Here is a 17126-nt window from a genome sequence, read left to right on the forward strand (position 1 = left end):
TGATTAATTTTGGAAGAAGATATTCTTCCCGATAAGTTTCATTAATTTAATTACCAGAAATAATGGAAGGGATAGAGCAATAAAGATATTTTCTTACTCTGATTTGAGAATTGATTGGCAAAATTTGTTGTTGATTTTACAACCTGATGACCGGGAATTGTCATCAATAAAGTTTCAAACCATTTAATTAAAACTGATTGGCTTGTTTTTATATTAGCCGCAAAATGATAACTGGCTTGTGGTTGTATAAATTCTGATGTGTCAACATTTTCTACTGAAAAGGCAGGATTCGTTTTTTTATTTTCAATTTTTGGTACACCAGCTTCATTTGCCTGAAAAGCAAATAAAGTGATGATCAAAAGTGATACAAAAATAATTGTTTTACGAATCCAATTCATGCTGGCGAAATTAGTTCATAAAATACAATAAACGAAACTTTAAAATGCTAATTAATGTTAAAAGAAGACATATCTATCCCCAACAAATGTAAAAAGTCGAGGATAAATCGTGTTATTGCTGCATTTTGAAATAATAATCGGCTGAATGTTTTCCGCCTCCATAAATCAAAAAGAAAATACAAAGTAATAATACAGCTATTGCCAAAATTAAGCTTTGAGAATGCATGTGTCCCATAAAATTAACAAGGACAGCTCCAAATAAAATTGGTAACTGAGCAGCTATTGCCCAACGGGTTAGCAATCCAAAAACAATCATAATCCCGCCGATCATGTGAGCTGGTGCGATGTAATGCAAAAGAAACATTCCGCCGCCAAAACGATCAATAGGAGAAATCAAATCATGTAAATACTGGACATTCGTTACAAATGAAACTCCTTTCATAAATAAAAAAACACCCAATATAATACGTACTAAATCTACTGGTAAATAAGTGTGCGAATTGGCCCATTTATTTAAACTTTTTACATTTTCCATGATACTACGCTAATTAAAAATTACACACTAAGTTACTAATTTTTAATGAGATAGTTATTTTTTAGAGACTTAAAAATAAATTATGTATTATTTTTTTACGCATTTGAAAAAAAACTAAAAAGTTATACCTGAATAACGCCTAAATTAAATGGTTTTTGAATAGGAGCATGGTTGGCAGCTTCGATTCCCATTGAAATCCAGGTACGTGTATCTAGCGGATCGATAATGGCATCTGTCCACAATCTTGATGCCGCATAATAAGGCGAAGTTTGTTCGTCGTAACGTGCCTTTATTTTATTGAATAATTCAGCTTCTTTGGTTTCGTCTACGATTTCTCCTTTTGCTTTAAGCGAAGAAGCTTCAATTTGTGCCAATACTTTTGCAGCCTGAGTTCCGCCCATAACAGCAAGTTCCGCACTTGGCCAGGCAAAAATTAATCTCGGATCATAAGCTTTTCCGCACATGGCATAATTTCCTGCACCGTATGAATTACCTACAATAACAGTAAATTTTGGAACTACTGAATTACTAACTGCATTTACCATTTTGGCACCATCTTTTATAATTCCGCCATGCTCAGATTTTGACCCAACCATAAAACCAGTAACATCTTGTAAAAATACCAACGGAATTTTCTTCTGATTACAATTGGCAATAAAACGTGTTGCTTTATCGGCACTGTCAGAATAAATTACACCACCAAACTGCATTTCTCCCTTCTTGGTTTTTACAACTTTTCTTTGATTCGCAACAATTCCAACAGCCCAGCCGTCGATTCGGGCATAACCTGTTATAATAGTTTGACCGTAGCCATCTTTATAAGCTTCAAACTCAGAATTATCAACCAAACGATTGATGATTTCCATCATATCGTATTGCTCGTTTCGGGCTTTTGGCAGAATTCCGTAAATATCTTTTGGTTCAAGAGCGGGTTTTTCAGCTTTGATTCGGCTATAACCAGCCTTATCAAAATCGCCAATTTTATCTACAATATTTTTTATTTTATCAAGAGCGTCTTTATCGTCTTTTGCTTTATAATCTGTCACGCCGGAGATTTCGCAATGTGTTGTTGCTCCGCCAAGCGTTTCATTATCAATAGTTTCTCCAATGGCCGCTTTTACGAGATAACTTCCGGCAAGAAAAATACTTCCGGTTTTGTCTACAATTAAAGCTTCGTCGCTCATAATAGGCAAATAAGCTCCTCCGGCAACGCAGCTTCCCATTACGGCAGCAATTTGCGTAATTCCCATGCTGCTCATTTGGGCATTGTTTCTAAAGATGCGGCCAAAGTGTTCTTTATCAGGAAAAATTTCATCCTGAAGCGGTAAATAAACCCCGGCACTATCCACTAAATAGATAATAGGTAATCTGTTTTCCATGGCAATTTCCTGCGCACGAAGATTCTTTTTTCCTGTAATAGGAAACCAGGCTCCCGCTTTTACAGTAGCGTCATTTGCCACTACAATGCATTGTTTACCTCGAATATATCCTATTTTAATCACAACTCCGCCTGAAGGGCAGCCGCCATGTTCAGCATACATTCCGTCTCCAACAAATCCTCCAATTTCAATACTTTTTGAACCTTCATCAAGCAAATAGGCGATACGTTCACGCGCTGTCATTTTGCCTTCGGCATGTAGTTTTTCAATACGTTTTTCTCCTCCACCCAATTTTATTTTGGTGAATCTTTGCTTTAATTCAGAAAGTAATAATTTATTGTGATCTTCGTTTTTATTGAAGTTTAAATCCATAAGAAATTGTGGTTTTTACAAAATAGTGTTGGCTAATTTACAAAATCAATTGAAACTAGCATAATAAATTAATCCGTTTGGTACAATGCGTAAAATTTAATTAAACACATAGAAACATAGGTTTTATGTGTTTGAAAAGTAAATCAAAAGAAACTCGTTTCTAACACATAGTCCCGAAGTATCAGGATGTGTTAATGCAAGTGAAACGCCTTTTTTTAGGTTCATTGAATTTTTAAACGAAATTCACTTTTTTTAACTTAATTTGCTGTTTCATACTAATTGGTATTTTTTATGTCTAAAGCTGCAAACACCCGACTTACAATTCTTCAAAAAGCATTTGAATTGATTTATTCAAAAGGGTATCAAACCACGAGTATCGATGACATTATTGCGACAACTCAGGTTACGAAAGGTGCTTTTTATTACCATTTTAAAACAAAGGATGAAATGGGTGTTGCTATTATTGAGGAAATTTTAAGACCTACAATGCTGGAAAGTTTTATAAAACCAGTAGAAAATTCAGCAAATCCAATTGAAGATTTTTATAACATGATTTCGTATTTACTTCTCGACGATCCTTTTTTGCAGGTAAAATATGGGTGTCCTGTTGGGAATTTAACGCAGGAAATGACGCCGTGGAATAACCAGTTTAGTAAAGCTTTGACTGAATTGGTCGATCAATGGAAAATTACTATTGAAAAAGCTGTTGCAAATGCTCAAAAATCAGGATTAATAAGGAAAGATGTAAATGGCGAACAAGTTGCTTATTTTATAATGTCCGGTTATTGGGGAATACGAAATTTTGGTAAATTACAAGATAATAATTCCTGCTATATAGTTTATTTAAAAGAGTTTAGGAATTATTTGAATAGTTTGAAATAAAATCAATTTCAAAAACATACTAATTAGTATGTTTTTGGATATATTTGCATTGTCTAAATCAAAAAACAATGTATCAAACTCTTTTAATTTGCCATTCTTTTCTTAGATGGCTCGTATTAATAAGCTTATTGTATTCTATTTTCAGGGCTTATAAAGGTTACACTTCGCAATTATTATTTACCAAAACTGATAATGCTGTTCGACACTGGACGGCGACAATTGCGCATATTCAATTAATTTTTGGGATTTTAATTTATGTACAAAGTCCGATCGTGAAATATTTTTGGAAGAATTTTTCAGAAGGAATTCAAAATTCTGAAACTGCATTTTTTGGAATACTTCATATTTTCCTGATGTTAACCGGAATTGTTTTAATTACAATTGGTTCGGCTCTAGCCAAAAGAAAAAAAGCAGACAATGACAAGTTTAAAACTATGTTATTGTGGTTTTCAGTTGCTTTATTGATCATTTTTATTGCCATTCCCTGGCCATTTTCTCCATTTTCAAACCGACCTTATTTTAGATAATTATGAAACATTTACTTCAAACAAACATTGGAAGATTACGAATTATTGGATTTTTAGAAGGAACATCCTTGTTGATATTATTATTTATTGCTGTTCCTTTAAAGTATGTTTTTGCAGAACCATTTCTGACCAGAATTATGGGTACAATTCATGGTGCTTTATTTTTGCTTTTTATCTTTAATACAATAAGTGTAGGAGTAGAGCAGAACTGGAAATTTAAAAACACAACATGGAAAGTATTGTTAGCCTGTATAATTCCGTTTGGGACTTTTTATATTGATGCTAAAATTCTAAGTAAAATTGAAATAATGTCTCAACAGTAAAATCAATTTAAATTATGGTTTTAGTATTTAAAACAAATGTCAATTCTTCTTCGAAAGTAAAAAGAATTGCTCCAAAATTGAATACCCTATTTCCGAATTCGAAATGGAATTTTGATCTTGAAGATTGTGATCGAATTTTACGATTTGAATCGGAGAATGATATTATGAAAGAGATTATTTTTTTGATGAAAATTTTAGGTTTTGAATGTGAAGCCTTGTAAATAAATCTTTCACTTATGTATAGAGCAAAAAAAACAGAAGTCACCTTCTGTTTTTTTATATAATTATTTTTGGATTATTTTTTAGAATCACAAACCATTCTTTTTAGAATAGCCCATTGTTTCAAAGCATCACGAGCTTCTACTGCAGGATATCCTAACATGGTTTTTCCGGCAGGAACATCTCCGGTAACACCAGAACCAGCACCAACAATAGCACCGTCACCAATTGTGGTATGGTCTTTTATAGATGCACTTCCGCCAATTATAACTCCGTTTCCTAAAGTTACAGAACCGGCCAAACCACTATTTCCGGCCATGATACAAAATTTACCTAATTTACTGTTATGTCCAATTTGAACTAAGTTATCAATTTTACAACCATCACCAAGAACAGTTGAACTAAATTTGCCACGATCGACACAAGTATTTGCACCAATTTCAACTCCGTTTCCGATAATTACGTTTCCAATTTGTGGAATTTTTACCAAGCCTTTTTCACTGCAAGGACGGAAACCAAAACCATCTGCACCAATTGTCGCATTTGGATGGATAATGCAATCGCTGCCAATATGACAACGTTCACGAACTACAGTTCCGGACCAGATAATTGTATTTTTACCAATAGTACATTCATCAAGAATTGTTACGTTTGGATAGATGGTAGCATTAGCACCAATTTCTACTTTTGGACCAATATAACAACCTGCACCAATTCTTGCTCCTTCACCTATAATAGCTGTTTCATCAACTGTTGCAGTTTTGTGAATATTACTATGGAATATTGGAGTAGGCGGAGCAAAAAGGGCCAAAATTTGAGACATAGCCAAATCAGCATTTTTTACCTTAATAAAAGCACGATTGTCTCCCGGCTCTATTGAAATGTCTTCGTTTACAACTGCAATTGAAGCTTTTGAACCTTCCCAGTATTTTTCATATTTTTTATTTCCTATAAATGAAATTTCTGAAGTTGTAGCTTTTTCTAGCTGCTCTGTTGCTGTAATGCATTGTGAAGTTGTGCCATAAATTACACCATTAATTACTTCATTAATTTCTTGAATTGAATAGGATTTCATCGAATGAATTTAATAGATTGTGGGGTTATTTTTTGCCAAATAAAATCAATTAGATTCGAATTACCTAATCTTATTTTGAAGTTTTTTAAATTCTTTTATAAATAAAGTTATAAATATTATAAAATTAACATAAATTGTATTAATTTATTGATTGTTTTCTAATTTACGAACCTTGTTTTAATGAGAAAATTATCTCTTAAAACAACTTCTGATTATCTATTTTAAATTTAAAAAAGGCATTAGATTTCTTTTTAATCCTCTGGTTGTCATTTAGCTATAAATATAAAAAGGAATTAATTTAGAAAGAATAAGCCTGATTATCTTACGTTTTATGATAAAGAAGATTTAAAGAATCTATCACTATTAAATTTTAAAGTGTTCATTTTTCTTTTCAGTTTTTAATTCAGAGAAAAAAAGGATCGATAAAAAATTTTAGTTAAAATAATGATTATTTGATAATTCTCAAATTTGGTATAATATTTATAAGGTATTTCTTTGTTATTTGTATTTTGTTTTTTAAAAAGAAGACACTCTATTTTACCTTTTAAATTCTATTTATTAAGTACTTAAACTCGGAAAAACTATTTTTAAAACAATAAAAAAAGCGACTTTCTTTTTCAGAAAAGAAGTCGCTTTAAAATGATGTAAAGTTTATTTACTCTTTTATTTTGGAAAGAGAAATCGCATTTATGCAATAACGTAAACCGCTCGGTTCGGGACCATCAGGAAAAACGTGACCCAAATGCGCATCGCAGGTATTACAAACTACTTCAACACGAATCATTCCGTATGATTTGTCGGCGTGATATGCAATTGCATTTTCCTGAATTGGTTGTGTAAAAGAAGGCCATCCGGTTCCTGATTCAAATTTTTCAGAAGCATCAAAAAGCACAGTGCCACAACATTTGCATTCATAAATACCCGGATCAAATAAACTGCAAAGCTCAGAGCTAAAAGATCTCTCGGTTCCTTTTAAGCGTGTTACCTGATATTCTTCAGGAGTTAAAACTTGTTTCCATTCTTCTTCGGTTTTTTCCACTCTTTTTTCAGGAGTTGGATTTCCGTTATTCGAAAAACGAATTATATCTGCCCATTTTATCATAATCGTATTTTTTTTAACCATTAAGACATTAAGAAAAATAAGTCTTGGTTCTTTATTATTTTAAACCATTAAGATAATAAGAAAAATTAAGTTTTAGCTTAATGAAACTTAATATCTTAATGGTTTAAAGAAAAATTTTAAATGTTTTAAAATTTATTCTTCTTCTTTTTGTCCCATCATCATTAAGAAAGCTTTCAGAAACGGATCTATATTTCCATTCATCACACCGTCAACATCGCTGGTTTCATAACCTGTACGAACATCTTTTACCAATTTATAAGGCTGCATTACATAATTACGTATTTGCGAACCCCATTCGATTTTCATCTTTCCGGCTTCGATATCGGCACGTTGTGCTTGTTGTTTCTTTAATTCAATTTCGTACAACTGAGAACGTAACATTTGCATAGCACGTTGTCTGTTATCTTGCTGAGAACGCGTTTCAGAACATTGAATCTGGATTCCGGTTGGTTTGTGTACCAATTGTACTTTGGTTTCAACCTTATTTACGTTTTGTCCTCCCGCACCACTAGAGCGAGACGTTGTAATTTCGATATCGGCAGGATTAATGTCAATTTCGATACTATCGTCAACAAGCGGATAAACATAAACAGATACAAACGATGTGTGACGTTTGGCATTACTGTCAAAAGGTGAAATTCGTACCAATCTGTGTACACCATTTTCTCCTTTTAAGTAACCAAAAGAATAATCACCTTCAAATTCTAAAGTAACCGTTTTAATACCGGCAACCTCACCTTCCTGAAAGTTTAGTTCTTTTATTTTATAGCCATAACTTTCTCCCCACATCATGTACATACGCATTAGCATTCCGGCCCAGTCACAACTTTCGGTTCCGCCGGCTCCGGCAGTAATTTGAACAACAGCGCTTAAACTGTCTCCTTCATCAGAAAGCATGTTTTTGAACTCGATGTTTTCAATATGATCCTGCGTTGTTTTGTAATGCTCGTCTAATTCTTCTGCAGAAAGTTCTCCTTCTTTATAATAATCATACGCCAATTGCAATTCATCAGTAAGTTCGATTGCTTTGTTGTAATCTTCGATCCATTTTTTCTTGTTTCGAAGGTTTTTTACAATTACTTCGGCTTCTTTTGCGTTGTTCCAAAAGTTGGGTGCGAAGGTTTTTTCTTCTTCGTTGGCAATTTCGATTAGCTTGGCATCGACGTCAAAGATACCTCCTCAACGCACCAAGGCGCTCCACAATACCTTTTATTTGTTCGGTAGTTGTCATAAATTAATATTAGTTTTATATGTTTTTTATAAATATTACGTTAATTTGGTTCTAGGATATTCCCAAGTTAAAATTTACTAAAACTTGCCAAGAATAACTATAAGTAATACGTAATTTTGTTGTACAAAAATAAGATATAGTTTTTAGAATATGGAAATAAATTTAATTAGCGATACCATTACCAAACCTACCTATGAAATGTTGCAGTATATGTTTAACGCTCAGGTTGGTGACGATGTATACAAACAAGATCCTACAGTTATCGAATTAGAGACAAGGGTAGCTGAGTTTTTTGGTATGGAAGCAGGACTTTTTTTTCCATCCGGAACTATGGCCAATCAAACCGCAATTAAATTACACACACAACCCGGAGAGCAATTAATTGCCGATAAATATGCACATGTTTATCATTATGAAGGAGGCGGAGCTTCTTTTAACAGCGGTGTTTCATGCTGTTTAATAGATGGAAATAGGGGAATGATCAATGCAGCGCAGGTTGCAGCGGCAATCAATGATCCTGAGTTTTATCATAGTCCGTTAACGAGTTTGGTTTGCGTAGAAAATACAACCAATAAAGGGGGCGGCGCTTGTTATGAATTAGAAGATTTAAGAGAAATAAAAAAGGTTTGCGACGCTAATAATCTGAAATTTCACTTAGATGGTGCCAGAATTTGGAATGCACTAGTAGCCAAAAGACAAAATCCGAAAGAATTTGGAGCAATTTTCGACACCATTTCTGTTTGTTTATCAAAAGGATTGGGCGCTCCTATAGGTTCTGTATTGTTAGGAAGTAAAGCTGATATTCACAGAGCGTTGAGAATCAGAAAGATACTAGGCGGAGGAATGCGTCAGGTTGGTTATTTGGCTGCAGCCGGATTGTATGCTTTGGCACATAATATCGAAAGATTAGCCGAAGACCACAGAAGAGCTAAAGAAATTGCAGCAGTTTTAAGCACAAAACCATGGGTTGCGGCAATTGAACCTGTCGAAACCAATATTTTGATTTTTTCATTGGCCGAAGGTTATAACGATCAGCTTTTAATAGAAAAACTAAAACAAAAAAATATTTCCATCAGTTCAATGGGACATAATAAACTTCGTATTGTAACGCATTTAGATTACAGAGAAGTAATGCATACTTATGTGATTGAAACGCTTCAGAAGTTTTAAAAAGAGATGCTAAGGTACTGAGATGCTAAGATGCTAAGTTTTTTAGTTAAGACTGTATCTATTTAAATAAGCAAAGGTTCTAAGATTCGAAGTATCTTATTGGAAAAAACTCAGAATCTTAGAACCTTAGTATCTCAGAAACTTAGATTCTTATTTAAACAAATTATCCATTCCTGGAATCATTGGCATGTCCATTTTTGCCACGGCATCAAGTTCTCTTTCATTTACGCTTGTTGCTTTTTCGATAGCTTTATTTAAGGTTACAATTAAATAATCTTCCAATTGTTCTTTATCTTCAAGTAAAGAATCATCAATAGAGATTGATTGTATCTTTCTATTAGCCGTTAATGTTACTTTCAATAATCCGTCAGCACTTTGCTCATCAATTAAAACAGTATCCAGACGTTTTTTGGTATCTTCAATTTTTTGTTGGGTTTCTTTAAGTTTTCCCATCATTCCCATTAAATCCATTTTTGTTGATTTTTAAATTATTTCAGACAAAATTACTATATTGCTGTATTATATCAATACAATATTTTATGAAAAAATTAATTCTGTTCTATTGTGTTTATAGTATTTTTGCCTCGACTTATATAAAAATTAATGCTCAACCAATGCAAAACGATATATCGGCTCCACAGGCCAAAGTAATTCCAAAATCACTAAAAAAACACAAAGAAACCAGAATTGATAATTATTTTTGGCTGAACGACAGAGAAAATCCAGAAGTTATTGATTATTTAAATCAGGAAAATGCATACTACGAAAGTATGACTTCGCATACAAAAGGTCTTCAGGAATCTTTATACGAAGAAATGAAAGGCAGAATTAAAGAAGATGATTCCTCTGTACCTTATTTCTATAATGGTTATTATTACATTACTCGTTTTGAAACTGGTCAGGATTATCCAATTTTTTCAAGAAAAAAAGGAAGCCTTTCGGCAGATGAAGAAATTATGTTCAATTGCAATGAATTGGCAAAAGATCATGCTTATTTTAAATTAGGCGGATTAAGTATTAGTCCGGATAACAAATTTGCCACTTTTGGAGTTGATATTGTAGGTAGAAGGATTTATACTATTCAGATAAAAAACTTAGAAACCGGAGAAATTCTTTCAGATAAAATCGAAAATGCAACCGGAGGATCTGTTTGGGCAAATGATAACAATACTATTTTTTATGTCAGACAAGATGAAGTTACTTTGCGATCTGATAAAGTTTTCAGACATAAATTAAATACAGGTTCGGAAAAAGATGTTTTGGTTTTTAATGAAACCGATGATACTTTTAATGTTTCGATAAGTAAAGAAAAATCAAGAAAATATATTGTTATTGGTTCTGGAAGTACTTTAACAACAGAATATAGAATTTTAAATTCAGATAATCCTGATGGGGAATTTCAAGTTTTTCAAACTCGTGTTCGTGGTTTAGAATATAGTATTTCTCATTATGAAGATTCCTTTTATATTTTAACGAATAAAGATAAGGCAACCAACTTTAAGTTGATGAAAACGCCTGAAAACAGAACAGAAAAGAAATTCTGGAAAGATCTTATTCCGCATCGCGAAGATGTTTTATTGGAAGATATCGAAATTTTCAAAAACTATTTAGTAGTAGAGGAGCGCTCAAACGGTTTAAATCATATTCGAATTATGCCATGGAATGGCGAGACGGATTACTATTTGCCTTTTGGAAGCGAAACCTATAATGCTTATACAACAACCAATATTGATTTTGATACAGATGTTTTACGTTACAGTTATCAATCGCTTGCAACGCCATCGTCTGTAATTGATTTTAATATGAAGACTAAAACCAAAGAAATCTTAAAAGAGCAACAGGTTTTAGGTGGAAAATTTGATAAAGAAAATTACATCGAAGAGCGAGTTTGGGCAACGGCAAGAGATGGAGTTAAAGTTCCAATTTCGATAATTTACCGAAAAGGATTACAGAAAAACGGCAAAAACCCTTTATTGCTTTATGCCTATGGTTCTTATGGGATAACTATGGACACCTATTTTTCTTCTACACGACTTTCTCTGTTAGACCGCGGATTTGTTTATGCCATCGCTCATATTAGAGGTGGTGAAGATTTAGGAAGACAATGGTATGAAGATGGAAAACTGTTAAAAAAGAAAAATACCTTTACAGATTTCATCGATTGCTCTAAATTTGTAATAGATGAGAAATACACTTCTGCTGATCATTTGTATGCAGAAGGAGGATCTGCCGGAGGACTTTTGATGGGAGTTATTATAAATGAAGCACCACAATTGTATAATGGTGTTATCGCTCAGGTTCCCTTTGTAGATGTTATTACAACAATGCTCGACGACAGTATTCCGTTAACAACGGGAGAATATGACGAATGGGGAAACCCAAACAATAAAAAATATTACGATTATATGTTGTCGTACTCACCATACGATAACGTAAAATCACAACAATACCCTAATATGTACGTTTCTACAGGACTGCATGATTCGCAAGTACAGTACTGGGAACCAGCAAAATGGGTAGCCAAGTTGAGAAATTTAAAAACAGATAATAATCTTTTGTTCTTAGATACCAACATGGATGCTGGACATGGCGGTGCTTCAGGCCGATTTGAAGCTTTAAAAGACTTAGCAAAAGAATTTAGTTTTTTATTAGATTTAGAGAAAATTAAAAGCTAATTAGAAATTTTTTGTTAAATTTGCAACCTATCAAGGTATATTTAAAATTGCCTTCGATTAACTATTTTTTTATGAAAGAAGAAATAAATGCTTATAATAATGTTTTAGAGTTAATAGGTAACACCCCACTTATTAAGCTAAATAAAATCACCGAAGAGTTAGAAGGAAATTTCTACGCAAAGGTAGAAGCTTTTAATCCGGGTCATTCCTCAAAAGATAGAATAGCGTTATATATTATTGAAGAAGCCGAGAAAAGAGGAATACTTTCTCCAGGAGATACCATTATCGAGACAACATCTGGAAATACAGGTTTTAGTTTAGCCATGGTAAGCATTATAAAAGGTTATAACTGTATTCTGGCAGTAAGTTCAAAATCATCGAAAGATAAAATTGACATGCTGAGAAGTTTAGGAGCTAAAGTGTATGTTTGTCCCGCACACGTTTCTGCAGATGATGAAAGATCATATTACAACGTTGCAAAACGTTTGCACGAAGAAACAAAAGGTTCAGTTTACATTAATCAGTATTTTAATCAATTAAATATTGATGCCCATTACAACTCTACAGGTCCTGAAATCTGGGAACAGACAAAAGGACAAATTACACACCTTGTTGCTTGTAGCGGAACCGGAGGAACAATCTCAGGAACTGCAAAATTCTTAAAAGAGCAAAATCCAAACATTAGAATTCTAGGTGTAGATGCTTTTGGTTCAGTATTGAAAAAATACCACGAAACAAAAGAATTCGATAACAAAGAAATTTATCCGTATCGTATTGAAGGTTTAGGAAAAAACCTGATTCCATCTGCTACAGATTTTGATATCATCGATAAATTCATGAAAGTAACCGATGAAGAAAGTGCTCACTCTGCAAGAGAAATTACTCGTAAAGAAGGTTTATTTGTTGGATATACTTCAGGAGCAGTAATGCAGGCGATTAAACAATATGCAGAAGAAGGAGAGTTTACAAAAGACAGTAATATTATTGCAATCTTCCCGGATCATGGTTCTCGCTATATGAGTAAAGTATTTAGTGATGACTGGATGAACGAACAAGGATTCTTTGACAGTATCAATGAAGAGGAAGTTCAAAAAATTGAATTTGTAAAGTAAATTAAAGATTACTTTTTAAAATATATGACTCCATTCGTGTAAACGAATGGAGTTTTTTTTAAGAATCGTTTTACAAATATCTAATCTTACTATTTTTAAATGTTAAAATATTTTGATTGAATGAGAATAACGTATTTATACGCGGTAAGTGTTTGTTTATGTTGAATTAAATTTATAGTTTTAACAAAATTTATAATAGTATAAAATAATTTAATTAAGAGTTTTAAATAATCAATTTTGGTTATTTGACGGTTATTTAGGTTTGTTGTCGACTAAATTTTTAGTCATGGGCATTATAATATAGTTTAGTATTGTTAAAATTTAAAGTTTTAAATCCCCAAACATCTATAAAATATGAAGAAATTATTACTAACATTAATGTTCGTAAGTTTTTTAAATACTAATGCCCAAAATCCCATTCAGGAATTCAAGTTTGATGGAAATTTAAAAAGTACCGATAATACAATTTCTTTTTTGGGAACCCCTATTTTTGTAAATGACAGAACAGGTGCTGTTAAAAGTGCTCTGAGATTAACTAATAAAGGTTTTGAAGTTGTAGTAGGTGATCTTCCGCAGGGAAATAAACCAAGATCAATATCTGTATGGGTGAAATTTAATGCTATAACTACACCAAATTATATTCTGGGTTATGGCAGCGCAGCCAATGCTCAATACTTTGGTTTACTGCAACAAGCAGCATCGGCAGGCAATTCTGAGTTAAGTCTTGCAGGTTGGGGAGCCACAAATGATGTTATTGTTTCAGTTCCGCTTGCTAAAGATGTTTGGTATCACTATGCCATCACTTATGACGGAAATACCTCAAAAATATATCGTAATGGCGAATTACTAAAATCAGTTGATGGAATTTCGCGATTAACAAAAGGATATATCTTAAGACTCGGAGAACTGAATACAACAGTTGGAATTAATGCTGATATAGACGATGTAAAAGTATATACCGTTGCTATGACGGATGAGCAGGTTATGGAGTCTTATAATAGCTCAAAACCAACGAATGCTGTTGTAGCATCTCAAAGTGCTTCAGCTCAAAAAAGTACTCCTGTAGTAGTAGAGAAAACTGCAGCTCCTATAAAAATGACAGCTCCGGCAACTGCATCAGCAACAGATACAAAAAATGCATCTAAAATTGTTGAGGTTTTTTCACAAGGAACAAAAGTAGCAGGGGCAAATGCTACAAATATTGGTGATTTACCCGAAGGTACCTATTTGTTGAAAGTAACAAATAATCCAAAAAAATAGCCAAAATAAAGATTATTCATTAATTTTTAATAAATATAAAAGAAAAAAGCCTTTTGAAATAAATCAAAAGGCTTCTTTTTTTAATGCTTTTTCTGTTGTCCTGGTGCGTAAGCTTTGGCGCTTTGACTTCCCGACATTTTTTTCGCTTGTCCCGGTGGCATTTTTTTCGGTCCACCATCGTTATGCACATGTGCAACACAGCTTATAACGCTAAGAGCTACAAACAAAATCACCATTATAATTACGGCAAATTTCGTGTATTTTGATGTTTTCATAAATTATTTTTTTATTTTTTTGTTTTTGGATTTACAAATATAAGAGATTATATTTTTTTCTTGAAACCTTGAATCTATTTAGAGTGTATATATACAGTTAAAGATTATGAATTTGAAATGATGTAAAAAAGCCTTCTAAAGTTTAACTTTAGAAGGCTTTTCAATTATTAGTATTATTTGCTTTTTAGCTTATAACGCTTATAACAACAAATAAAATCACCAGAATAATTACGGCGAATTTTGTGTATTTTGATGTCTGCATGATATTGTTTTTAAATTATTTATTCTTCTAATTGTCGCAAATATAATAGTTTATTTGAATTATTAATCTTACAGGTATTTAAATTAACCATAAATTATAAAAATCAAAAAATATTTTTATTTCTTCCCAACCTTTTCGGGAAAAACATTCTCTATATAAGTAGAAAGCATTTTGAAATGATTTTAACTTAAAAATATATACTATGAAAAAGAAATTCACCTTAGAAATAGCAAGTCCTTGTTCTGAAAATTTTGATAAAATGATTCCGAATTCAAAAGGTTCGTTTTGTGATTCGTGCGCTAAAAACGTAATTGATTTAAGTAAAAAATCGAACTCTGAAGTAGCTAAATTTATTGCAGAAAACAAAGGTAAAAACATTTGTGCACGAGTAAAATCAACACAGTTACAAGAAGAATTTGCATATAATGAAACATCAAAAATCAACAATTTTAAATATGCCGCAATCGCAGCATCGGTTTTATTAGCCTCGAATGTTTCAGCGCAAGAAAAAGAGCCAATTCAAACCGAAATTACTTCTCCGAAATTAAATAATCACATTGTAGGTAAAATTGCCTTTAAACAGCCGGTTGAAGAGGAAGTTTCAATTATTGTAAAAGGAAAAATATTAGATTCAAAAACAAATAAACCTTTAAATAATAAAACATATCCAAACTTAATGCTGACTATAAATGATTCACCAACTCCGTTTAAAATAAACGCAAAAACGGGTGAATTTGCTATTCCTCTAAAAGTTTTAAAGAATACTGATAATCTTAGTGTTACAGTTGTGAGCGGGGATTATTATTTCTCTAAATTACTACCATTTGATATAAAATTAGTTAAAGGAAATGTTTTTAAACAAGATATAATTATTGAAACAGAAGAGTTGACTAAAATTATGATTATGGGAGGATTGGGTGTTAATTATGTTGAGAAGAAGGGGAGTAGGGAGATTTGATATGTTTTTATGAAGTAGAAAAGCCTTCTGGATTTCAGAAGGCTTTTTTGGTTAAAATACCAATTGTTTTTCAGATGATTTTCTAATTGTAGTGAAAGTAATTTCAATTAATTTTTTATTATCAAAGTTTAATTGGAGTGCTAATGAAAAATCATATATTACTAGCTTCCCATCTACCCAGTTTTTTTCTTTTTTTAATTTGATGTAATGCTAATTCCTTTATTTTCTCATCTTCTGATAGTGATATTTTTTCTAATGCTTCAATATTGTGTGGCTCTGGCTGTGCACCGATTGCATAGATTATTTTACGAATAAATGGATATTTTAGATCGTCATCATATTTATAAAATTCAGGAAGTGAAGAAAGCAGATGCATTAAATATGTTATGTTCTCTTTATCATTATTAAAACTATCTTGGAATGTTTCAATTATAGATTCGTGACCATGATGCCAATTCTCTAATAAAAAGAATTGTAATAGTTTCATAAAATCACTATCGGGCATAGAGATTGGAAATCTCCATAATATCTTACTAAATCTTGTATCATAAATAGAATCAGTTTTTGATTCTAATAATAACTGTTTCAGCTCTTCATAATTTGCCCTATAAGGAAAAATGAGAAACAATTTGTCTCTTCTAACTTTATAATTTTCATCAAAAATTTTCCAGTCTTTATCTAAAACTTCCATCATTATTTTATTTTTTCAAAAAATAATATATTTTTATTAAACTCTGCAAATGGCTCGATCGCTCGGATATGGGAGATTTAGACAACGATAGCGCGGAAATTCTTTCCGTACCCACAAAGTATATCAATTAAGAAGAACTAACTTCAATTTATTTATAAATCTGCATGATTCTCATTGAACCAGAAAACAACCTCTCAATTTAATAGATTTCTTTAATTATGACTTTTCTTGTGTCTTATAGCAACGGGCACGGAAAGAATTTCCGCGCTATCTATGTTTATATATATCTGAGCTATCGGGGTTATAAAGTAAATTCATTTCTAGAAAAAGTATTTTTACTATCATGGACTAAGGCCATCAAATTTAACTTGTAAACGTGCTTTTAAATAAATGTGAAATTTCTCGAAAAACAATTTAATATCAGCCTCAGAATAACGCTCTTTAAATGGTGAATCAACTATTGATAAACAGTAGTCATCTTGAGTTAAAGCGAAGTCAAGACATTTATATAACATTTCCCAATATTCCAATGTTCCTATTTTTAATAAATGCTCCCAATAATCATCTTCAAACACTTTTTCATTATTCAATCTATGATGATGATAATAAATAAAATGAACTGCCATCCCTAAATATTTTTGAAGAGTTTTTACTTCCAT

General features: G+C 32.2%; 19 protein-coding genes. 9 read left to right on the plus strand and 10 right to left on the minus strand.

Annotation, left to right across the window (positions count from 1 at the left end; genetic code table 11):
• Window positions 1-50: 50 nt before the first annotated feature.
• From RT99_RS07965 to RT99_RS07975, 3 genes are all read right to left on the minus strand, one after another.
• Window positions 51-398 carry a hypothetical protein gene (locus tag RT99_RS07965; protein WP_042564205.1) on the minus strand — a complete coding sequence of 116 codons (348 nt, stop codon included), beginning with the start codon at window positions 396-398 and terminating at the stop codon, window positions 51-53.
• 112 nt (window positions 399-510) lie between these two features.
• Window positions 511-933 (minus strand): DoxX family protein, encoded by a 423-nt coding sequence (locus tag RT99_RS07970; protein ID WP_042564206.1) that lies wholly within the window; start codon window positions 931-933, stop codon window positions 511-513.
• A 122-nt stretch (window positions 934-1055) separates the two neighbouring features.
• A complete protein-coding gene (locus tag RT99_RS07975; RefSeq protein WP_042564207.1) occupies window positions 1056-2684 on the minus strand; it encodes an acyl-CoA carboxylase subunit beta in 1629 nt (542 codons plus the stop codon).
• A 291-nt stretch (window positions 2685-2975) separates the two neighbouring features.
• Between RT99_RS07975 and RT99_RS07980 the strand changes: the two genes are divergently transcribed.
• The 4 genes from RT99_RS07980 to RT99_RS07995 all read left to right on the plus strand — a co-directional run bounded on the left by RT99_RS07980 (window position 2976) and on the right by RT99_RS07995 (window position 4637).
• On the plus strand, window positions 2976-3566 hold the full coding sequence (locus RT99_RS07980; RefSeq protein WP_042564208.1) for a TetR/AcrR family transcriptional regulator: 591 nt from the start codon (window positions 2976-2978) through the stop codon (window positions 3564-3566).
• A gap of 68 nt (window positions 3567-3634) precedes the next feature.
• Window positions 3635-4093 (plus strand): hypothetical protein, encoded by a 459-nt coding sequence (locus tag RT99_RS07985; RefSeq protein ID WP_042564209.1) that lies wholly within the window; start codon window positions 3635-3637, stop codon window positions 4091-4093.
• A gap of 2 nt (window positions 4094-4095) precedes the next feature.
• Window positions 4096-4416, plus strand: coding sequence for a DUF3817 domain-containing protein (locus tag RT99_RS07990; protein WP_042564210.1), 321 nt, complete (start codon window positions 4096-4098; stop codon window positions 4414-4416).
• 14 nt (window positions 4417-4430) lie between these two features.
• Window positions 4431-4637, plus strand: a complete 207-nt coding sequence (locus RT99_RS07995) for a hypothetical protein (protein WP_042564211.1) — start codon at window positions 4431-4433, stop codon at window positions 4635-4637.
• 74 nt (window positions 4638-4711) lie between these two features.
• Here RT99_RS07995 and lpxD read toward each other — a convergent pair whose 3' ends face one another.
• The 3 genes from lpxD to prfB all read right to left on the minus strand — a co-directional run bounded on the left by lpxD (window position 4712) and on the right by prfB (window position 8064).
• Window positions 4712-5710 (minus strand): UDP-3-O-(3-hydroxymyristoyl)glucosamine N-acyltransferase, encoded by a 999-nt coding sequence (gene lpxD / locus RT99_RS08000; RefSeq protein WP_042564212.1) that lies wholly within the window; start codon window positions 5708-5710, stop codon window positions 4712-4714.
• Between the two features lie 655 nt (window positions 5711-6365).
• Window positions 6366-6812, minus strand: coding sequence for a peptide-methionine (R)-S-oxide reductase MsrB (msrB, locus tag RT99_RS08005; RefSeq protein ID WP_042564575.1), 447 nt, complete (start codon window positions 6810-6812; stop codon window positions 6366-6368).
• A 153-nt stretch (window positions 6813-6965) separates the two neighbouring features.
• Window positions 6966-8064, minus strand: a protein-coding gene (gene prfB / locus RT99_RS08010) for a peptide chain release factor 2 (RefSeq protein WP_117614803.1) whose coding sequence is annotated in 2 segments (ribosomal slippage) — window positions 6966-8000 and window positions 8002-8064 — 1098 coding nt in all. Because the reading frame shifts where the segments join, the coding sequence is not laid out codon by codon here.
• Between the two features lie 150 nt (window positions 8065-8214).
• Here prfB and RT99_RS08015 point away from each other — a divergent pair.
• Window positions 8215-9234 carry a low specificity L-threonine aldolase gene (locus tag RT99_RS08015; protein ID WP_042564214.1) on the plus strand — a complete coding sequence of 340 codons (1020 nt, stop codon included), beginning with the start codon at window positions 8215-8217 and terminating at the stop codon, window positions 9232-9234.
• Window positions 9235-9384: 150 nt separating this feature from the next.
• On the opposite strand, the gene RT99_RS08020 is transcribed toward RT99_RS08015, so the two are convergent.
• Window positions 9385-9705, minus strand: a complete 321-nt coding sequence (locus tag RT99_RS08020) for a YbaB/EbfC family nucleoid-associated protein (protein ID WP_042564215.1) — start codon at window positions 9703-9705, stop codon at window positions 9385-9387.
• Between the two features lie 68 nt (window positions 9706-9773).
• Here RT99_RS08020 and RT99_RS08025 point away from each other — a divergent pair, with 68 nt between their 5' ends.
• The 3 genes from RT99_RS08025 (at window position 9774) to RT99_RS08035 (ending at window position 14281) form a co-directional block, all read left to right on the plus strand.
• Complete coding sequence (locus RT99_RS08025) at window positions 9774-11909, plus strand: S9 family peptidase (RefSeq protein WP_042564216.1); 2136 nt, start codon at window positions 9774-9776, stop codon at window positions 11907-11909.
• A gap of 71 nt (window positions 11910-11980) precedes the next feature.
• Window positions 11981-13021: a PLP-dependent cysteine synthase family protein gene (locus RT99_RS08030; RefSeq protein ID WP_042564217.1), complete on the plus strand. Its 1041-nt coding sequence runs from the start codon at window positions 11981-11983 to the stop codon at window positions 13019-13021.
• A gap of 354 nt (window positions 13022-13375) precedes the next feature.
• On the plus strand, window positions 13376-14281 hold the full coding sequence (locus RT99_RS08035) for a LamG domain-containing protein (protein ID WP_042564218.1): 906 nt from the start codon (window positions 13376-13378) through the stop codon (window positions 14279-14281).
• Window positions 14282-14361: 80 nt separating this feature from the next.
• Here the strand turns inward: RT99_RS08035 and RT99_RS08040 are convergent, their stop codons facing one another.
• Window positions 14362-14556 carry a hypothetical protein gene (locus RT99_RS08040; RefSeq protein ID WP_042564219.1) on the minus strand — a complete coding sequence of 65 codons (195 nt, stop codon included), beginning with the start codon at window positions 14554-14556 and terminating at the stop codon, window positions 14362-14364.
• Between the two features lie 464 nt (window positions 14557-15020).
• Here RT99_RS08040 and RT99_RS08045 point away from each other — a divergent pair, with 464 nt between their 5' ends.
• Complete coding sequence (locus RT99_RS08045) at window positions 15021-15776, plus strand: hypothetical protein (protein WP_042564220.1); 756 nt, start codon at window positions 15021-15023, stop codon at window positions 15774-15776.
• 151 nt (window positions 15777-15927) lie between these two features.
• Here RT99_RS08045 and RT99_RS08050 read toward each other — a convergent pair whose 3' ends face one another.
• Window positions 15928-16470 (minus strand): hypothetical protein, encoded by a 543-nt coding sequence (locus RT99_RS08050; RefSeq protein WP_042564221.1) that lies wholly within the window; start codon window positions 16468-16470, stop codon window positions 15928-15930.
• A 338-nt stretch (window positions 16471-16808) separates the two neighbouring features.
• On the minus strand, window positions 16809-17126 hold the full coding sequence (locus tag RT99_RS08055; RefSeq protein WP_042564222.1) for a hypothetical protein: 318 nt from the start codon (window positions 17124-17126) through the stop codon (window positions 16809-16811).

The sequence above is a fragment of the Flavobacterium sp. MEB061 genome (assembly GCF_000834715.1).
Lineage (GTDB): Bacteria > Bacteroidota > Bacteroidia > Flavobacteriales > Flavobacteriaceae > Flavobacterium > Flavobacterium pectinovorum.